Source organism: Micromonospora sp. NBRC 110038 (assembly GCF_020884815.1).
GTDB lineage: Bacteria > Actinomycetota > Actinomycetes > Mycobacteriales > Micromonosporaceae > Micromonospora > Micromonospora haikouensis.
In genome coordinates, this window is record NZ_BBOL01000001.1 from 143,288 (window position 1) to 161,200 (window position 17,913).

Below are 17,913 nucleotides of genomic sequence, written 5' to 3' on the forward strand. Positions count from 1 at the left end.
CGGCCGGTGGGGGCGCATGAGAGAGTGACGGTCATGCGTGCTCGCCGTCTCATCGCCGCCGCCAGTGTCGCGGCCCTCGGTGTCCTCTCCCTCGCCGCGTGCGGGAAGGCCGCGCCGGACGTCGCCGCGTACGTCGGCGACGCGAAGTACTCCGTCGACCGGGTGGACGAGATCTACGACGAAGCCCAGGCCAAGTACGCCGACGCGATCCGGGCGCAGGCCGGGCAGGGCGGGGCCACCCCGTCGCCGGAGCAGCTGCGCTCCTCGGTCACCCGGCAGGACGTGCTCAACCTGCTGGTCAGCATCGAGCTGGGCAAGCGGGTGGTGGCCGAGCAGGGCGTCACGGTGGCCGACGAGGTCAAGCCGGAGCAGCTGGAGCAGCAGCTCCAGATGCCGGCCTCCACCGAGTACGTCCAGCTCTGGGGCGAGTGGGTGGACATCTCCGGCGCGCTCGGCGCGAAGCTGCCCACGGCCGAGGTGAGCGACGAGGCGGTCATGGCGGTCTACCAGGCCATCGCCAAGACCGGGGCGATCCAGCCGGGGATGACCGTGGCGCAGGTCCGGCAGGCGTTCGGGGAGAGCGGCGGCCCCGGCAGCCAGGGCGGCTTCGTGCGGGCCGCCACCGCGCTCAGCAACGCCCTCCAGCAGGAGGCCGAGAAGGCGGGCGCGTCGATCAACCCCCGGTTCCGGCCGGTCGGCGTCCCGTCGGTGGTCAGCACCGGCCAGTCGCTGGTCTTCTACTCGCTGCCGTACATCAACCAGAACGGCCCGGTGACCGACATCTCCACCCCGCAGGCCCCGGCGGAGCCGAGCGCCCCGGCCGCGCCCCAGGGATGACCGCCCGGGTCGTCCTGCTGGTCACCTCGCCCCGGCTCCCGGTCGGGCTGCTGACGGCGGCGGCCTGGGACGTCGTACGCGGCAACCCGGTGCTGGCCGGCGCGGAGAGCGAGCTGACGGCGGCCGTGCGCGCGGCGGGCGCCGAGGTGACCGTGCCCGACGGCCCGGCGGTGCCGGCGCTGCTGCACGCGGCGGCGGCGCACGGCGCGGTCGTCTGGTTGGCCGGGCCGGCCGGCGACGAGGCGCTGGCCCGGGAGCTGGGCCTGCGGCTGGCCCGCGAGCCGGGCCTGGCCGAGCTGGAGCTGATGTACGGCTCGTGGGACCCGCCGGGCGCCCGGCTGCTCGACGCGGTCGAGGTGATGGACCGGCTGGCCTCGCCGGGCGGCGACCCGTGGAAGCGGGCGCAGACGCACCGCAGCCTCGCCGGCTACCTGATCGAGGAGTGCTACGAGGCGTACGACGCGATCGGCGCGGACGACACCGACGCGCTGCGCGAGGAGCTGGGTGACGTGCTGCTTCAGGTGCTGCTGCACGCGCGGATGGCCGAGGAGCTGCCCGACGGCGCACGGTGGACCGTCGACGACGTGGCCGGCGGCCTGGTGGACAAGATGATCCGGCGCAACCCGCACGTCTTCGCCGACGACGGGGCCACGACGCTCGACGAGATCACCGCCAACTGGGAGCGGATCAAGCGGGCGGAGAAGGCCCGCGACTCCGTGCTCGACGGCATCGCGCCGAGCCTGCCCGCCCTCGCCCTGGCCGCCAAGATCCTCGACCGGGCCGGGCGCGCGGGCCTGACGGTCCCGTTGCCGGCGGCCGACGCGGAGGCAAGGCTCGGCGCGGAGGCACGGCTCGGCGCGGAGCTGCTGGCCGCGGTGGCGGCGGCCCGGGCCGCCGACCTGGACCCGGAGGCGGCGCTGCGCCGCGCCACCCTGGCGTACGCCGATGCGATCCGCGCCGCCGAGCGCACCACCACCCACCCCTGACCCGGCCCGCTCGCGAATCTTGGTAGGAAAGTGCCCCCAGCGGGGCCGTTCCGCACCAAGATCTCGTCGGGGAGCGGGTGTCGGGGGTGGTCGGTAGGGTTCGGGCCATGGAAGCGTTCGTGCCGCTCGCCGAGCGGATCGTCGAGGCGTTGCTGGAGAGCCGGCCCGGGTTGGCCACCTCCGCCGGGGACCACCGCTACGACGACCGCCTGCCCGACCTCTCCGCCGAGGCGGTCGCCGCCGACCAGGCGATGCTGAGGGACGCGGCAGACGTGCTCTCCGAGATCGACCCCGACTCCCTCGACACCGACGAGAGCGTCGACCACGCGCTGCTCACCGCCCTGGTCGACCGGGAGCTGTTCGAGTCCGACGAGATCCGCAGCCACGAGTGGGACCCGCTGCGGCACAACCCGGCCCCGCTGCTGCACGCCCTGCTCGCCCGGCCGTTCGCCCCGGCCGACGTGCGGCTGACCAGCCTGGCGGGGCGGCTCGCCGCCGTACCGGACGCGCTGGCGACCGCGCGCGCGACGCTGCGGGACGTGCCCCGGGTGCATGCCGAGACGGCGGTGGGGCAGTTCACCGGCGCGGCGGCCCTGGTCCGTGACGAGGTGCCCCGGCTGCTCGCCGAGGAGCCGGGGCTGCACGACCGGGTGGAGCCCGCCGCCACGGCCGCGATCGCCGCGCTGGACGAGTTCGTGGCGTGGCTGCGCGCCGGGCTGGCCGCCGACGCCGGCCCGGGGCGGGACCCGAGGCTGGGCCGGCGGCGCTGGGAGGCCCGGCTGTGGCACACGCTCGACACCGAGCTGGGCGCCGCCGAGGTGCAGCGTCGCGCCTGGGCCAACCTCGACCGGGTCACCGCCGAGCTGCGCGAGGCGGCCGTCGAGCTGGTCGGCGGCCCGGCCGACGACGAGACCGTGCGCCGGGCGCTCGACCTGCTGGCTGCCGAGCACCCCGACGACCACACGATCGTGGATCTGGCCTCGGTCACCCTCGACGAGGCGACGGACTTCGTCCGGGCGCACGACCTGGTGACGTTGGTCGACGACCCGTGCGTGATCCAGGAGATGCCGGAGTTCGCCCGGGGCGTGGCGGTGGCCTACTGCGACTCGCCCGGCCCGCTGGAGATCGCGCCCGTGCCGACGTTCTACTGCATCGCGCCGACCCCGGCCGACTGGCCGGCGGCCCGGGTCGAGTCGTTCTACCGGGAATACAACGACCACATGATCCGCAACCTGACGGTGCACGAGGCGATGCCGGGGCACTTCCTCCAGCTCGCCCACGCCCGCCGGCACGTCGGCCCGACCCGGGTGCGGGCGCTGGCCAGGTCCGGCCCGTTCGTCGAGGGCTGGGCGGTCTACACCGAGGAGCTGATGGCCGGCCTCGGCTACGGCGGGCTGCCGGTGCGGCTGCAGCAGCTCAAGATGCAGCTGCGGATGACCATCAACGCCCTGCTCGACCAGCTCGTGCACTGCGACGACCTGTCCGAGGCCGAGGCGATGGCGCTGATGACGGGCCGGGGCTTCCAGGAGGAGGGCGAGGCGGCCGGCAAGTGGCGGCGGGCGCTGCTCACCTCGACGCAGCTCTCCACCTACTTCGTGGGCTACAGCGAGGTCGCGGAGATCGCCGCCCTGCGCCCGGCCGGCGTGTCGGTGCGCGAGTGGCACGACGCGATGCTCGCCCACGACTGCCCGCCCCCACGCCACCTCCGCACCCTGCTCAGCGGGTGGTGAAGCGACCCGCCCGCCGGTGGGTGCGTCGCCGTCGGGTCGCCTCTGCCGAGCGGCGCGGGCCGGGCGGCGTGGGCAGTCCGGGCGGGCCGGCAGGGCCGGGGGCCCGGTCGGGCGGGCGGAGCAGGTCCGAGGAGGCGAACAGGGTCCGTTTCGCCAGCTCCACCAGCCCCAGGTACGCCACGGTCAGCGCCGCCACCACCGGCACGAACAGCGGCGGCAGCGGGCTGAACCCGAGCGGCCCGGCGACCGGCAGGTACGGGATGAGCCAGGCGACCGCCACGGCGGCCAGCGCGGCGACCAGCAGCGGCCGGCTGGGCCGGCTGCGCCAGAACGGGCTGGCCCGGGTGCGGATGGCGAAGACGACGAGGGTCTGGGTGGCCAGCGACTCGACGAACCAGCCGGTGCGGAACTCCGTCGGCCCGGCGTGCAGCACCCCGAGCAGCAGGGCGAACGCCAGGAAGTCGAACAGCGAGCTGAGCGGCCCGAAGGTCAGCATGAACCGGCGGATCTCCCGCACGTCCCAGTGGGCGGGGCGGGCGAGCTGGTCGGCGTCCACCCGGTCGGTGGGGATGGCGATCTGGCTCAGGTCGTAGATCAGGTTGTTGAGCAGGATCTGCCCGGGCAGCATCGGCAGGAACGGCAGGAAGGCCGACGCCCCGGCCGCGCTGAACATGTTGCCGAAGTTGCTGGACGTGCCCATCAGCACGTACTTGATGGTGTTGGCGAAGATCCGCCGGCCCTCGGTGACCCCGTCGGCGAGCACGTCGAGGTCCTTGTCGAGCAGCAGCACGTCGGCGGCGTCGCGGGCCACGTCGGTGCCGGTGTCGACGGAGATGCCGACGTCGGCGGCGTGCAGGGCGAGCGCGTCGTTGACGCCGTCGCCGAGGAACGCCACGTCCCGGCCGGCGGTGCGCTGGGCCCGCACCAGCCGGGCCTTGTCCTCCGGCGAGACCCGGGCGAACACGCTGGCCCGCTCGATCGCCGCCGGCAGCGCCGCGTCGTCCAGCCGGGCCAGGTCCGTCCCGGTGAGCACCCCGGTCACGGGGAGCCCGAGCTGCTCGCAGACCCGCACCGCGACGGCCGGGTGATCGCCGGTGATCACCTTGACGGTGACGCCGAGGGCGGCGAGCCGGCGCACCGCGCCCGCCGCGTCGGCCTTTGGCGGGTCGCGCAGCACCAGCAGGCCGGCGAGGCGCAGGTCCCGCTCGTCGGCCGGGTCGAGCCCGGCCAGGTCGGGCGCGGGCCGGCTGGCCACCGCGACCACCCGGCCGCCGTCGGCCAGTCGCGCGTCGAGGGCGTCCCGCGCCTGCTGCGGTACGTCCACACAGAGCGCCAGCAGCTCCTCGGCCGCGCCCTTGGTTACGAGGAGCCGCCCGTGCGGCCCGTCGACGAGGACGCTGACCCGGCGGCGCTTGTGGTCGAAGGGGAGCACCGCCACCCGCCGGTACGCGTCGACGGGCTGGGCGGCGGCGGCCGGGGCCTGCCAGAGCGCCCGGTCCAGCGGGTTGCCGTCCGCGCCGTCCGGCCCGGCCTCGTTGGCCAGCAGCCCGGCGAGCAGCGGCCCGGGGCCGGCGGCGTCCGGCGGGCCGGCGGCGTCGGGCGGCCGGGCGGCGTCCGGGGCGGCGGCGTCGGGCGGGTCGGCGGGGCGGCCGTCCGGGCCGAGCGCCTCGGCGAGGGTGAGCCGCCCGTCGGTCAGCGTGCCGGTCTTGTCGGTGAACAGCACCTCGACGTTGCCCAGGTCCTCCACGCAGACCAGGCGCTTGACCAGCACCCGCCGGGCGGCCAGCGCGCGGGTGCCGGCGGCCAGGCTGGCGGTGACGATCGCGGGCAGCAGTTGCGGGGTGATGCCGACGGCGATGGCCAGGCTGAACAGCACGGCGTCGATGACCGGCCGGTGCAGCACCAGGTTGATCACGAAGATGAGCGCGGTGAGCACGCCCGCCACCCGGGCCAGCAGCAGCGAGAACCGGCGCAGCCCCTGCTGGAACTCGGTCTCGCCGTGCCGGGTGCCCAGCCCGACGGCGATCCGGCCGAACGCGGTGTGCCCGGCGGTGGCGACGACCAGGCCGACGCCCGAGCTGGCCCGCACCACGGTGCCCATCAGCGCGCAGGAGGCGAGGTCGTCCGGCGGCGTGCCGGGGGGCACCGGCGCGGTGTCCTTGACGGCGGCGGTGGACTCGCCGGTGAGCGCCGACTCGTCGCACTCCAGCCGGTGGGCCTCGATCAGCCGCAGGTCGGCCGGGACGACCTGGCCCAGCCCGATCCGCACCACGTCGCCGGGGACCAGGTCGACGACGTCCACCGTTTCCACCCGGCCGGCGCGCACCACCGACGCGACATGCCGGACCCGGTCGTGCAGGGCCGCGCCGGCCCGCTCCGCGCGGTACTCGTTGGCGAAGCCGAGGCCGACGCTGACCGCGAGGATCACCCCGATCACCACGGCGTCGGTGCGCTCGCCGACGAAGAACGAGACCGTCGCGGCGGCCAGCAGCAGGCCGAGCAGCGCCGAGCGGAACTGGCGGGCCAGCACGGCGACGGCGGACACCCGGTGGGTGCGTACCGCGTTCGGGCCGACCCGGTCGCGCCGTCGGCGTACCTCGTCGGGGGTCAGGCCCTGCGGGTCGCCGCCGAGGGCGGCGAGGGCGTCGGCGACGGTCAGCGCCGCCGCGTCGGTCGCCGCGAGCCACCCCTCGTCCCGTGCCGCTCCGGTCGCGTGCACCGCCACCGCCCCCACCTCGTCCTCCCGCCATTGCACACCGTGGGCGGGCCGCCCGGGTCAGCATCCGTCGGGACGGGCCGGCGCGGTCAGGGCCGGACGGCCCCCGGTGCCGGGGCGGTCAGCCCGCCGGGCGGGCGGCGACGTGGTCGACGAGCCAGCGGGAGATGGAGTACGCGGGCGGCAGTTCCGCCGGCAGCCGGTCGAGCGGGAACCAGCGGGCCTCGGTCAGCTCCCGACCGTCGACGACCGGCTCGGCGGTGGTGTCGGCGGCGGTCGCGGTGAACCCGGCCAGCAGCACGCCCGGCCCGGACAGCGCCCACGGCTGGCTGCCGAAGTAGGTGAGCCGCCCGAGGCCCAGCCCCACCTCCTCGCCGACCTCCCGGCGCGCGGCGTCCTCCAGCGACTCGCCGGCCTCCACGAACCCGGCGACCAGCGCCCACAGCGCCGTCGGCCCGGACGCGTGCCGGACCAGCAGCAGTTCGTCGGGGCCGCCGGTCGGCCCGGGGCGGGTGATGGCGACCAGGACGGCGGCGGAGAGCCGGATCGGCACGTACAGGTCGCAGCCGGGGCAGCGGCGGGACTGCTCGCCCGGCACGTCGGCCAGCTCGGCCCGGCACGCCCCGCACCAGCGGTGGGTGCGGCGGAAGGTGAGCACGGCAAGCGCCCGGCCGGCCAGGTCCGCCAGCGGGGCGGGCAGCGCGGCGGCCAGCGACCGCCAGCTGCGCCACCTGCCCTCCGGCGGCTGGTCGTCGGTCGCGTCCGCGCCCCAGGCGGGCACGCCGTCGAGCGTGCCGAGGGGGACCCAGCCGGTGCCGGCGGGCAGCTCGCCGACGCGGGGGAAGTGGCCGTCGGGGCCGGTCAGCAGCTTCCGCCCGGAGACCACGAGGGCGAGGTCACCGGGCTGCGGCGGGCCGTCGTGCGGTGCCCCCGCCACGAACGCGCCCGCGGGGTGTTCCGTCACGAGTCGGCGGTGCGGCGGTCCACGACGCCCGCGCCGGCCGGCAGCTCGAAGCTCGCCCCGTCGACCGTGTCGGTGTAGCGGTCGAGCGCCAGTTCCATCGGGGTGCCGTCCACCTCGCCGGTGAAGCTGCCGAGCACGCCCTCGGTGGTCATGCAGGCGGTGAAGTCGCCGGCCGAGCGCTTGACCTCCACGCAGGCGGCGTGGTGCCCGGCGAGGGTGGTATCGGTCTCCTTGATGACGGCCTGCGGGTCGAGCGCGGCCTCGGTGAGCAGCCCGACCACCACCGGCGGGGTGACCAGGCCGCGCCGCTTCGCCTCGGTGAACAGCTCGACCGACGGCCGCGCGTTCGGCGGGGGCGGGGCGAGCAGCGTGCAGACGGCCTTCGCGGTGCCGGTCTCGCAGCGGGCGGTGGCGTCGGCGGTGACGGTCAACTTCCCGCCCGGCCAGGTGTACGCCGACCGGGCCGGGTCCTGCGCCTGGGCGATGGTGGCCCTCCGGCCGCCGGGGAGCTGGTACTCGGCCGAGTAGGTGAGTTCGAGCGCCCGGTCCAGCCGGGCGGCGAAGTCGTTGACCAGGTCCGACCGCCCGACCGCCTGACCGGCGTCGTCGAGGGCCTGACAGCCGGTGACCGAGAGTGACGCGATGACCGACAGAGCGAGCGCGCGGAACGTGGTCGAGGCGGCGGGCATGGCCACCAGCCTTGTCGATCGGGTCCACGTCGCGCAAACCCGTTGCCGGTTGAGGGCCGAGAATCCGGGAATGTCCGACCCGCACCGTCCCGCCGGAAGCGCCGGGCGACGCGGTGCGTCGCGCCGTCGCCCGATACGCTGCGTTCAACACCTGCCTCAGCCGCACCGTCGCGGCCCATACCGGACCGGAACCACACAAACGAGGAGCGACTCAGTGGCAACCATCGAGGGAATCGTCGCCCGGGAGATTCTCGACTCGCGGGGCAACCCCACGGTCGAGGTCGAGGTCGGGCTCGACGACGGCACGATCGCCCGCGCCGCGGTGCCGTCCGGCGCCTCCACCGGCGCGTTCGAGGCGGTCGAGCTGCGCGACGGTGACAAGGACCGCTACCTGGGCAAGGGTGTCGAGAAGGCCGTCGCCAACATCGAGGACAAGATCGTCGACCAGCTCATCGGCTACGAGGCCAGCGAGCAGCGGCTGATCGACCAGAAGATGATCGACATCGACGGCTCGGACAACAAGGGCGAGCTGGGCGCGAACGCCATCCTCGGCGTGTCCCTGGCCGTGGCCAAGGCCGCCGCCGGCAGCGCCGAGCTGAGCCTGTTCCGCTACCTGGGCGGCCCCAACGCGCACCTGCTCCCGGTGCCGATGATGAACATCCTCAACGGTGGCGCGCACGCCGACTCCAACGTCGACGTCCAGGAGTTCATGATCGCGCCGATCGGCGCGCCCACCTTCCGCGACGCGCTGCGCTCCGGCGCGGAGGTCTACCACGCGCTCAAGTCGGTGCTGAAGAAGAAGGGCCTCTCCACCGGCCTCGGCGACGAGGGCGGCTTCGCCCCCAACCTGCCCACCAACGCCGCCGCGCTGGACCTGATCGCCGAGGCGGTCGACAAGGCCGGCTACCGGCTCGGCACCGACATCGTCTTCGCCCTGGACGTGGCCGCCACCGAGTTCTTCGACGACGGCACCTACACGTTCGAGGGCGCGGCGAAGTCCGCCGAGGAGATGAGCAACTACTACACCAAGCTCGTCGGCGACTACCCGATCGTGTCCATCGAGGACCCGCTGGCCGAGGACGACTGGAGCGGCTGGGCCACCCTGACCGCGGCGATCGGCGACCGGATCCAGATCGTCGGCGACGACCTGTTCGTCACCAACCCGCAGCGCATCGCCCGGGGCATCGCCGAGAAGGCCGCCAACGCCGTGCTGGTGAAGGTCAACCAGATCGGCTCGCTGACCGAGACCCTCGACGCGGTCGAGCTGGCCCACCGGGCCGGCTTCAAGTGCATGATGAGCCACCGCTCCGGTGAGACCGAGGACACCACCATCGCCGACCTGGCGGTGGCCACCGGCTGCGGCCAGATCAAGACCGGCGCCCCGGCCCGCTCGGACCGGGTGGCCAAGTACAACCAGCTCCTGCGCATCGAGGAGGAGCTGGCCGACGCGGCGCGGTACGCCGGTGCGGGCGCGTTCCCGCGTTACCGTTCGGCCTGAGACACCCATTGGGCCTCGGGGGAGGGGTGTGACGATGCAGCAGCGCCGCACACCGGGTGGTCAGCGTCCCGTCCGCCGGCCGGGTCAGTCCGGCCGGCCGGGCGGGGCCCGCGCCCGGGCGTCGGTCCGCGACGGCGTCCGCGTGGAGGCACGCGCCGCCGGCCGGTCACCCGGCTCGGCACGCGCCACCGAGTCGGTACGCTCCGCGAACCGTCCCGCCGCCGCGCGGCGCACCGCCGCCGGTGGCACGGTCAAGCGGCTCTCCGCACCCCACCCCCGACGCTTCACCGGCCGGGCCACCGTGCTGTTCGCGGTGCTCATCGCGCTCGCCCTCGCGTACACCTATCCGGTCCGGGTCTATCTCGACCAGCAGGCGGACATCGAGCGGATGGAGGCGGCCCAGGCCGCCCAGCGGCAGCTCATCGCCGAGCGCGCCGCCGAGGCGGCCAAGTGGCGCGACGACGAGTACATCCGCATCCAGGCCCGGGAGCGGTTCTACATGGTCTACCCGGGCGAGGTCCCGGTGATCGTGCTCAACGACCCGGCGGGCGCGGCCCGGGACGCGGGCGGCGGGAAGGCCCCCGCCCGGCCGGTGACCCCCGATCCCTGGTACGACACCCTGTGGTCGAGCGTGCGGGCTGCGAACGCCGACCGCCCGGGCCAGTGAGCGTGCCACTTCCCGCACGCAGACGTTCCCGCGCACCGACGAAAGATGGGCACCGTGACTGTCGTACCCCCGCCCGACCCGGCGGCGGACTCCGTACCCCCGCCGAAGCGGGAGCCGGCCACCGAGGCCGACCTGGCCGCGGTGGCCGCCCAGCTCGGGCGCACGCCGCGCGGCACCCGGGCGGTGGCCCACCGCTGCCCCTGCGGCCTGCCCGACGTGGTGGAGACGACCCCGCGCCTGGCCGACGGCACGCCCTTCCCGACGTTGTTCTACCTGACCTGCCCCCGGGCGACGGCCGCGTGCAGCCGGCTGGAGTCGGCCGGGCTGATGAAGGAGATGGCCGAGCGGCTGGCCGCCGACCCGGAGCTGGCCGCCCGCTACCGGGCGGCGCACGAGGACTACCTGGCCCGCCGCGAGGCGATCGGGCACGTGCCGGAGATCGACGGCGTGTCGGCCGGCGGCATGCCCGGCAGGGTCAAGTGCCTGCACGTGCACCTCGGCCACGCGCTCGGCGCGGGCCCGGGGGTCAACCCGTTCGGCGACGAGACCCTCGCGCTGGTGGAGAAGTGGTGGGCGGCCGGGCCGTGCGTGGACGTCCCGGCGGCGGGGTGAGATGACCACCGACACCGTTCTCGTCCGCCGCGCCCGCACCTCCGACGTGCGCGGCATCCGGCGGCTCGTCGACACCTACACCGACGACCGGCGGCTGCTCAGCAAGGCCACGGTCACCCTCTACGAGGACGTGCAGGAGTTCCGGGTCGCGGCAGACGCCGACACCGTCGTCGGCTGCGGCGCGCTGCACGTGATGTGGGAGGACCTGGCCGAGATCCGCACCGTGGCCGTCGACCCGGCGTACCGGGGGCGGCGGATCGGGCACCGCATCGTCGGCGAGCTGATCGACGCGGCCCGGGAGATCGGGGTGGCCCGCATCTTCGTGCTGACCTTCGAGACGCGGTTCTTCGGCTCGTTCGGCTTCCGCGAGATCGACGGCGCACCGGTGCCGCAGCCGGTGTACGAGCAGCTCCTGCGCTCGTACGACGAGGGTGTCGCCGAGTTCCTGGACCTGGAACGGGTCAAGCCCAACACCCTCGGCAACACCCGGATGCTGCTGCGCCTCTGACGCCTCGTGCGGTCCGCCGGCCTTGATCACGTCGGGGCCGCCGCCGGCCTTGATCACGTGGGGCACGCTGGCGGGATGGGGATCGTCCGTCGCGTGTGCGCGGTGCTGCTGACCGCCGCCGCCCTCCTCGGGGTCGCCCGCCTCGTCGTCCCGGCCACCGCCGGCCCGGACGGGGAGCCGCCCGGGGTGGCCCGGCAGCTCGCCTTCCTGCGCGCCGCCCTCGACGACGGCGCGGGCGAGGACGCCCAGGCGCTGTTCCCGGAGGGATACTTCTTCGCCCACGCCCTGTACGGGCTGGCCCGCGTCGAGTTGGGCCTGCGCGAGCCGGCCGGGCGGCGGGCCGGCGAGCTGCGGGAGGCCCGCTGGGCGCTGGCCCGGCTGGAGTCGCCCGCCGGCACCGCCCCGTTCGACCCCGGCCTCACCCCCGCGTACGGGATCTTCTGGCAGGGCTGGACGAACTGGCTGCGCGGCGGCATCCTCGCCCTGCAACCCGCCGACCGGCGGGACCCGGCGGAGGTGGCCCGGTTCGCCGAGGCGTCCGCCGCGATCGGGGCGGCGTTCGACGCGGCCGGCACGCCGTACCTGGCCGCGTACCCGGGGCAGGCGTGGCCGGTCGACTCGACCGTGGCGGTGGCCTCGCTGCGGCTGCACGACGCGCTGCTGCCCTCCGGCGCGCCGCCGCCCGATCCGGTGCGGCCCGGTGCGCCATCGCCCGGCGCGCCGTCCACCGAGGCCCCGCCCGGTGCCCCGCCGCCGCCCCGGTTCGCCGGCACGGTGGCCCGCTGGCTGGACGGCGTGCGGCAGCGCCTCGACCCGCGCACCGGCCTGCTGCCGCACCGGGTCGACCCGGTCACCGGGGCGCCGGCCGAGGTGGCCCGCGCCACCTCCCAGAGCGTCATCCAACGGTTCCTGGTGGACGTCGACCCGGCGTTCGCCCGCGCGCAGTACCTGACCTTCCGGGACCGGTTCGTGGCGTCCCCGCTGGGGCTCGGCCCGGCCGTGCGCGAATACCCGGACGGCCTGGCCGGGCCGGCCGACGTGGACTCCGGGCCGCTGCTGCTCGGGGTGAGCCTGTCGGCGACCGTGGTCACCCTCGGCGCGGCCCAGTCCCAGGGCGACGCCGCGCTCGCCGGCGCGCTGGCCAACTACGGCGACCTCGTCGGCCTGCCCGTCGACACCCCGACCACCCGCCGGTACGCGTTCGGCGTCCTGCCGGTCGGCGACGCGTTCCTCGCCTGGTCGAAGACCGCCCGCCCCTGGGTGGCCGACCAGCCGGACCCGCCCCCGGCCACCGTGCGCTGGTGGTGGCGGCTGCCCCTGCTGGCGGCGCTGCTGCTGGTCGGCGCGCTCGGCTGGCTGCCCGAGCTGTTCCGCCGCTCCCGCCACGGCTCTCTCCCGGGGCGGCCCGCCGGGGACCCCCGTGGCCCCGTCGCGGGTGGCGCGGCGGGGCCGCTGCCGTAGGGTTGCTGCCGTGACGACGCGTGTGGCCGCCATCGACTGCGGGACGAACTCGATCCGACTCCTGGTCGCCGACCTGCCCGACCCGTCCGCCGGGCCGGACGCGCCGCTGGTCGACCTGAGCCGCCGGATGGAGATCGTCCGCCTCGGCCAGGGCGTCGACAAGACGGGTCGGCTCGCCCCCGAGGCGATCGAGCGGACCCGGGTGGCCCTGGCCTCGTACGCCGCCGAGATCGACACGCTCGGCGTCGACCGGGTGCGGATGTGCGCCACCTCGGCGTCCCGGGACGCCTCCAACGCCGGGGACTTCCGGGCGATGGTGGAGCGCACCCTCGGCGTCGCGCCCGAGGTGGTCACCGGCGACGAGGAGGCCCGGCTCTCCTTCACCGGCGCGGTGCGCGGCCTGCCCGCCGACGCCCTGGAGCCGTACCTGGTCATCGACATCGGCGGCGGGTCCACCGAGTTCGTGGTCGGCACCCGGGCCGGCGGCGTCGAGGCCGCGATCTCGATGGACATCGGCTGCGTCCGGATGACCGAGCGGCACCTGCTCGGCGACCCGCCCGGCCTCGACCAGATCGCCGCCGCGCAGGCCGACATCACCGTCGCGGTGGACCGCGCGCTGGAGGCCGTGCCGGGCCGGCAGGCCGCCACTTTGGTCGGGCTCGCCGGGTCGGTCACCACCGTCGTGGCCATCGCCGAGGGCCTCACGGAGTACGAGCCGGAGCGCATCCACCACGCCCGGGTGTCGTACGGCGCGGTGGCGGAGGTGACCGCCGACCTGCTGGCGAAGACCCGCGAACAGCGGCTGGCGATCCCGGTGATGCACCCGGGCCGGGCCGACGTGATCGGCGCGGGCGCCCTGGTGCTCCGCACGATCATGGAGCGGGCGGGCATGTCGACGGTGGTGGCGAGCGAGCACGACATCCTCGACGGCATCGCCTGGAGCCTGCAGTAACGGGCCGGCGGGCCGGGCTGACGCCCGGCCCGCCCGGACGGTCATCCGGTCAGGAGCACCGACGCCCCTCGTTCAGGCAGGCCGCGATCCTGCGCATCTGCTTCTCGGAGTTGATGTTGACGAAGTCGTTGTGGTCCGAGAACGGGTTGTGGTTCTCCTCCGGGAACGAGTCCAGCGCGTACTGGCCCCGGAGCTGCACGGCGCGCGGGATGTCGTAGGAGATGCTGATCCGCAGCTGCGGGATCGCCACGAAACCCTGCGGGCAGGCCCCGGTCGTCGGGTCGGCGAAGGCCAGGTGGGCCCGGTGGTTCTCGCTGTCGGTGTTCCGGCCGTCCCAGCAGCCGGGGAAGTCCTGCACCCGCATGACCTGGCTGCCGTCGGGGCAGATCGGGTAGCGGTCGGACAGCCGGTCGGCGAAGCCCGAACAGGTCCAGGTGGCGCGGGCGTTGGCCGGGCCCCGGCTGGTGGGCTTGGCGTCGCCGGTCAGCGCCCGCAGGAACCTCGGCATCGCCGTGACCTTCGCGCCCGGGTTGCCCCGGTACTCGATCAGCACCTTCGACGGCTGCACGATCCGGCCGGTGTTGTTCGGCAGCTCCAGGTTCGGCCCCTGCGGCTCCGGCAGCGGCCTGTCCCCGCCGTTGTTGTTGCCGCTGCCGTTCCCGCCGTTGTTCCCGTTCCCGCCGTTGCCGTTGTTGCCGCCGTTGTTCCCGTTGCCGCCGTTGTTGCCGCCGGGCTGGCCGCCCACGGGGCGCTCGTCGAGCGTGCAGGCGGCGAGCGCCTCCAGCCCCTGCGGCCGGGGCGCGGTGCGGCCGATCGCGATGGCGATCCGGTCGAGGGTGGCGACGCGCTTGGACTGCAACGGTCCCACGATCGCGTTCAGCGCGAAGTTCGGGCCGCCCTGACCCTTCGTGGTGACCAGCCGCTCGTTCGCCTCCGCGATCTGCTGGTCGAGCAGGTCGAGGTTGCGGTTGACCTCGTCGAGGGCCGACGCCGGCACCCCGGGCAGCTTGTCGCGGACGCTCGGGCAGCGCACGCCGGGGCTCGCGCCGCTGGCCGTCACCGGCACCGCGCGGTGCGTGGCGTGCAGGCCGTCGTAGCTGACCTCGCAGTCCACGAGCGACACCAGGCCACGGGGACGGCTGCCGGCACCGCTCATCGTCCGGGAGATCCGCTTGATCGTCTCTGCCCGTTCGGCGCGCAGGGCGCCGATCACGGACTGGTTGAGGCGCTGGTCGATCCGGCCCCGGCTGGCGGCCAGCCGGGCGTTGGCCGAGGCGAGCTGCCGGTCGAGGGCGGCCAGGTCACGCCGTACGCTGTCGCGGGCGGACGCGGGCACCGCCGGCAGCCGGTCGGCGACCCGGGGGCAGGAGGCCGCCGGTTGCACCGCGCCCAGCGCCTGGGTGTCCAGGTTGGCCCGCACCGACTTGTCGATCCGCACGACGGGCCAGAAGTACGACGAGCGGTCCCCGTTGCGGCAGGTGGTCCCGGACGCGGCCAGCACCGCGTCGGGGGTGTTGGCGTCGATCGCCAGGTTGCCGACGAAGTCGTGCAGGTGCTCCGCCCCGTTACGGATCCCGGGCTGGGCGACCGGATTGTCCGGGCTGAACTTGCCGTTGCGGTTGGTCCCGCAGTCCACGGTGAAGACGCCCTTGGACGCGTCAGGGCCCAGCCGCGGTGTCGGCACGTTGGCGGCGACCCGCTCGATGGGGACGAAGTCGTTGAGGTTGGCCTCCGCCGAGGCGCTGCCCCGGCCGCCTCCGGAGACGAACGTGACCGTGAGCGCGCCGACCGCCCCGACGGCCGCCACCACCGCCACCACCCGGCTGCCTCGGACTCTCTTCCGCTTTCTACTGCCCGCCATCGGGTTCCTCCGTCGTGCCGGACACTTCGCCGTGAAGTGCCGTCCGCCCCGGGGTACGGCCCGTCCGGCTCGTCCCGATCGGCCGGGCCGGAACGCGTAATCGACAGGTAAGAAAAGCTTCAAGACCGTGCTCGATCCGGGATCGAGTGGCCTCGCGCGCGCCGGATGCCACTCGATCCGTGTTCGAGCGCGACCTTGGCCGCAGCCTTCCGCCGCTGGGCTGGGGGTCGTTCAGTCCGACGCGAGATCGGGCCGGTGCTGCTTGATCCACGCCTGCACGTCGGCCTTCAACCACACCTTGCCCTGCATCAGGTCCGCCACCGGTTCGGGGAAGTTCCGGTGGCTGGTGATCACGTAGACCCGCTGCTTGCTGATGCCGCCCAGCATGATCCGGATCTCATGCGCGCCCACCAGCTCCATGAAACGGACGGTAGAGAGGTGACCCGACTCCTTGACCCGGGTCAACGAGTCGGTCACTGTATTGGGTATGTCGACTTCCAATCGCTCGTCCGTGCACGACCGGCAGGGGCGGGCCGTCCGGCCGCACACCCCGATGCGTCCGCTCTGGCTGTGCCGGGTGTGCGCCGCGCCCTGGCCGTGTCAGCCGGCCCGGCTGCTGCTGCTCATGGAGTACCGCCGCGACCGGGTCGGGCTGTCGGTCTACCTGGCGGGGCAGTTGTTCGAGGCGACCGGCGACCTGGTTCGGCTCAACCCGAATCCGGCCCCGACTCCCCAGGAGTTGTTCGAGCGCTTCCTGGCCTGGACGGCCGAGGCCCGGGGCGTCGTTTGACGGTACTTCGCACTGCACAGTAGTGTGCGATGCGTGGATACCACGCAGCTCCTGAAAGGCGTGCTGGATCTCGCGGTCCTCGCCGTGCTCCGGGAGGAGGACGGCTACGGCTACGACATCCTGCGCCGCCTCCGCGAGGCCGGCCTGGACGAGGTCGGCGACGCCTCCGTCTACGGCACGCTGCGGCGACTCTTCGCCGCCGGCCTGCTGACCACGTACGTCGTGCCGAGCGAGTCCGGCCCGCACCGCAAGTACTACTCGCTCAACGCCGCCGGCCGGGACCAGCTGACCCGCTCCGGCAAGCTCTGGCGCTCGTTCGCCACCACCATGGACACTCTGCTCGACGATCGGGGGATGGCAGCGTGACTGTCATGGAGCAGGAGATCGCGGACTACGTGACCCGGGTCCGGGCCGCCCTGGCGGACCTGCCGCCCCAGGTCCGCGACGAGTTGACCGAAGACCTTCCGGAGCACCTCGCCGAGGTCGCCGCCGAGGGAGACGGGTCGCTGGTCGACCGGCTGGGCGCGCCCGAGGCGTACGCCATGGAACTGCGCACGGCGGCCGGCGCGGGGGGTCCGGCCGCCGCGCGCAACCTGGACCAGCGGGCGGCCGCCGCCGTGGCCCAGGTCCGCGCCCGGCTGCGCGCGGCCGACGTCCGGGTCGGCCCGATCCTCGGGTACGCCTCGGCGAGCGAGTACCTGCGCCTGCTCCGCCCCGCCTGGTGGGTGCTGCGTGGCTACCTGGCGGCCATGCTGATCACCGTCGTCACGACGGGTGTGCCGTTCGGACTGCTGCCCAGGCTGGGCGGGAGCACGCTCGCGGCGCTGCTGCTGCTCGGCGTCTGCGTGGTCGCCTCGGTGTGGCTGGGCAGGCGCACCGCCGCGCTGACCCGCTGGCCCCGGATCGCACTGTGGGCCGGCACGGCGATCCTGGCCGTCTTCGCGTTCGTCGGCTTCGTCGACGCGGACGACCGGCTGGGCTGGAACGAGTCCGGCTACGAGTCCACCTCGGTGGACGCGCCGTACATCGGCGACGTCTTCGTCTACGACAGCGAGGGTCGCCTCGTCGAGAACGCCCGGCTGTTCGACCAGAACGGCAACCCGATCCGGATCGGCTACCCGGAGTGCGAGCGCGCGGGGCTGCCCGAGTCGGGGCGGGCGCTGCCCGTCTACCCGTACTGCCCGGAGAACGCCCCGTTCCAGGCCGGACCGGTCGGGGCGCGCCCGGCACCCGCCGGCCCGCCGCTGCCCACGCCGACCGGCGGCGCGACGCCGTCCGACGGCGCGGCGCCCGTGCTGCCTGCCCCGACGCCGACCGACGGCGCGACGCCCGTGCTGCCTGCCCCGACGCCGACCGGCGGCGCGACGACGGGGCAGTCCGCCCCGGTTCCGCCCGGTGAGCCGGCCGGGCGGGCCCCGGCACCAGCCCCGCCCGGCGAGGCCACGCTCGGGCCGCTGCCGACCGCCGCACCCACCTCGACGCCCTCACGCTGACCGCCCGCCAGCGTCGACAGCTCCCATTCTTGGACACTTTCCGCTCACAACGAACACGAAGCGTCCAAGATCCACCGGTTCCCCCGTGCCCTCGGGTGCGGGGGAACCGGCGCGGGCGCCCGCGTACGTACGTACGTGCGTTCGGGTGG

The 17,913-nt window shown here is 74.9% G+C and carries 17 protein-coding genes; 12 read left to right on the forward strand and 5 right to left on the reverse strand.

All coding sequences use genetic code 11. The annotated features are described in order from the left end of the window. Positions 1 to 33: 33 nt before the first annotated feature. From LPU61_RS00630 to LPU61_RS00640, 3 genes are all read left to right on the forward strand, one after another. On the forward strand, positions 34 to 837 hold the full coding sequence (locus tag LPU61_RS00630) for a hypothetical protein (protein WP_043961917.1): 804 nt from the start codon (positions 34 to 36) through the stop codon (positions 835 to 837). Further along, complete coding sequence (locus LPU61_RS00635) at positions 834 to 1,823, forward strand: nucleoside triphosphate pyrophosphohydrolase (RefSeq protein WP_229403761.1); 990 nt, start codon at positions 834 to 836, stop codon at positions 1,821 to 1,823. Before LPU61_RS00630 ends, LPU61_RS00635 begins: the two co-directional genes overlap by 4 nt. A gap of 107 nt (positions 1,824 to 1,930) precedes the next feature. After that, entirely contained in the window at positions 1,931 to 3,553 is a 1,623-nt protein-coding gene (locus tag LPU61_RS00640; protein WP_229403762.1) for a DUF885 domain-containing protein, read from the forward strand. Here the strand turns inward: LPU61_RS00640 and LPU61_RS00645 are convergent. The 3 genes from LPU61_RS00645 to LPU61_RS00655 form a co-directional block, all read right to left on the reverse strand. Beyond that, complete coding sequence (locus LPU61_RS00645; RefSeq protein WP_229403763.1) at positions 3,540 to 6,278, reverse strand: HAD-IC family P-type ATPase; 2,739 nt, start codon at positions 6,276 to 6,278, stop codon at positions 3,540 to 3,542. The genes LPU61_RS00640 and LPU61_RS00645 overlap by 14 nt on opposite strands. 112 nt (positions 6,279 to 6,390) lie before the next feature. Beyond that, the gene (locus LPU61_RS00650; RefSeq protein ID WP_043961921.1) at positions 6,391 to 7,233 is read right to left on the reverse strand and encodes an NAD(+) diphosphatase; all 843 of its coding nucleotides are present in this window, start codon (positions 7,231 to 7,233) and stop codon (positions 6,391 to 6,393) included. Beyond that, a complete protein-coding gene (locus LPU61_RS00655; RefSeq protein ID WP_229403764.1) occupies positions 7,230 to 7,922 on the reverse strand; it encodes a hypothetical protein in 693 nt (230 codons plus the stop codon). The genes LPU61_RS00650 and LPU61_RS00655 overlap by 4 nt, the downstream gene beginning before the upstream one ends. 214 nt (positions 7,923 to 8,136) lie before the next feature. Between LPU61_RS00655 and eno the strand changes: the two genes are divergently transcribed. The 6 genes from eno (at position 8,137) to LPU61_RS00685 (ending at position 13,620) form a co-directional block, all read left to right on the forward strand. Further along, complete coding sequence (gene eno, locus LPU61_RS00660) at positions 8,137 to 9,420, forward strand: phosphopyruvate hydratase (protein ID WP_043961922.1); 1,284 nt, start codon at positions 8,137 to 8,139, stop codon at positions 9,418 to 9,420. Positions 9,421 to 9,454: 34 nt separating this feature from the next. Then, on the forward strand, positions 9,455 to 10,087 hold the full coding sequence (locus LPU61_RS00665; protein WP_043963959.1) for a septum formation initiator family protein: 633 nt from the start codon (positions 9,455 to 9,457) through the stop codon (positions 10,085 to 10,087). 54 nt (positions 10,088 to 10,141) lie between these two features. Next, complete coding sequence (locus tag LPU61_RS00670; protein WP_043963962.1) at positions 10,142 to 10,699, forward strand: DUF501 domain-containing protein; 558 nt, start codon at positions 10,142 to 10,144, stop codon at positions 10,697 to 10,699. Between the two features lies 1 nt (position 10,700). After that, the gene (locus LPU61_RS00675; RefSeq protein WP_043961923.1) at positions 10,701 to 11,207 is read left to right on the forward strand and encodes an amino-acid N-acetyltransferase; all 507 of its coding nucleotides are present in this window, start codon (positions 10,701 to 10,703) and stop codon (positions 11,205 to 11,207) included. Between the two features lie 75 nt (positions 11,208 to 11,282). Beyond that, the gene (locus tag LPU61_RS00680; protein WP_229403765.1) at positions 11,283 to 12,668 is read left to right on the forward strand and encodes a hypothetical protein; all 1,386 of its coding nucleotides are present in this window, start codon (positions 11,283 to 11,285) and stop codon (positions 12,666 to 12,668) included. 22 nt (positions 12,669 to 12,690) lie between these two features. Further along, positions 12,691 to 13,620, forward strand: coding sequence for a Ppx/GppA phosphatase family protein (locus LPU61_RS00685; protein WP_043961925.1), 930 nt, complete (start codon positions 12,691 to 12,693; stop codon positions 13,618 to 13,620). 49 nt (positions 13,621 to 13,669) lie between these two features. On the opposite strand, the gene LPU61_RS00690 is transcribed toward LPU61_RS00685, so the two are convergent. Both LPU61_RS00690 and LPU61_RS00695 read right to left on the reverse strand, forming a co-directional pair. Continuing rightward, the gene (locus LPU61_RS00690; protein WP_229403766.1) at positions 13,670 to 15,481 is read right to left on the reverse strand and encodes a DUF1996 domain-containing protein; all 1,812 of its coding nucleotides are present in this window, start codon (positions 15,479 to 15,481) and stop codon (positions 13,670 to 13,672) included. 231 nt (positions 15,482 to 15,712) lie between these two features. Further along, positions 15,713 to 15,901 (reverse strand): hypothetical protein, encoded by a 189-nt coding sequence (locus tag LPU61_RS00695; protein ID WP_043961927.1) that lies wholly within the window; start codon positions 15,899 to 15,901, stop codon positions 15,713 to 15,715. A gap of 67 nt (positions 15,902 to 15,968) precedes the next feature. On the opposite strand from LPU61_RS00695, the gene LPU61_RS00700 reads away from it, so the two are divergent. Genes LPU61_RS00700 through LPU61_RS31555 form a run of 3 tightly spaced genes read left to right on the forward strand, consistent with a single transcriptional unit; the run spans position 15,969 to position 17,764 of the window. Beyond that, positions 15,969 to 16,271, forward strand: coding sequence for a hypothetical protein (locus tag LPU61_RS00700; protein WP_043961928.1), 303 nt, complete (start codon positions 15,969 to 15,971; stop codon positions 16,269 to 16,271). 33 nt (positions 16,272 to 16,304) lie between these two features. Beyond that, positions 16,305 to 16,637 (forward strand): PadR family transcriptional regulator, encoded by a 333-nt coding sequence (locus LPU61_RS00705; protein ID WP_036374274.1) that lies wholly within the window; start codon positions 16,305 to 16,307, stop codon positions 16,635 to 16,637. Then, complete coding sequence (locus tag LPU61_RS31555; RefSeq protein ID WP_374199551.1) at positions 16,634 to 17,764, forward strand: hypothetical protein; 1,131 nt, start codon at positions 16,634 to 16,636, stop codon at positions 17,762 to 17,764. Before LPU61_RS00705 ends, LPU61_RS31555 begins: the two co-directional genes overlap by 4 nt. Positions 17,765 to 17,913: the final 149 nt, after the last annotated feature.

Bases quoted from the DNA above. Each gene is read 5' to 3' on its own strand.
- LPU61_RS00630 (WP_043961917.1), top strand. From the start codon at position 34: ATGCGTGCTCGCCGTCTCATCGCCGCCGCCAGTGTCGCGGCCCTCGGT.
- LPU61_RS00635 (WP_229403761.1), top strand. From the start codon at position 834: ATGACCGCCCGGGTCGTCCTGCTGGTCACCTCGCCCCGGCTCCCGGTC.
- LPU61_RS00640 (WP_229403762.1), top strand. From the start codon at position 1,931: ATGGAAGCGTTCGTGCCGCTCGCCGAGCGGATCGTCGAGGCGTTGCTG.
- LPU61_RS00655 (WP_229403764.1), bottom strand. From the start codon at position 7,922: ATGCCCGCCGCCTCGACCACGTTCCGCGCGCTCGCTCTGTCGGTCATC.
- LPU61_RS00665 (WP_043963959.1), top strand. From the start codon at position 9,455: ATGCAGCAGCGCCGCACACCGGGTGGTCAGCGTCCCGTCCGCCGGCCG.
- LPU61_RS00675 (WP_043961923.1), top strand. From the start codon at position 10,701: ATGACCACCGACACCGTTCTCGTCCGCCGCGCCCGCACCTCCGACGTG.
- LPU61_RS00680 (WP_229403765.1), top strand. From the start codon at position 11,283: ATGGGGATCGTCCGTCGCGTGTGCGCGGTGCTGCTGACCGCCGCCGCC.
- LPU61_RS00690 (WP_229403766.1), bottom strand. From the start codon at position 15,481: ATGGCGGGCAGTAGAAAGCGGAAGAGAGTCCGAGGCAGCCGGGTGGTG.
- LPU61_RS00695 (WP_043961927.1), bottom strand. From the start codon at position 15,901: ATGGAGCTGGTGGGCGCGCATGAGATCCGGATCATGCTGGGCGGCATC.
- LPU61_RS00700 (WP_043961928.1), top strand. From the start codon at position 15,969: ATGTCGACTTCCAATCGCTCGTCCGTGCACGACCGGCAGGGGCGGGCC.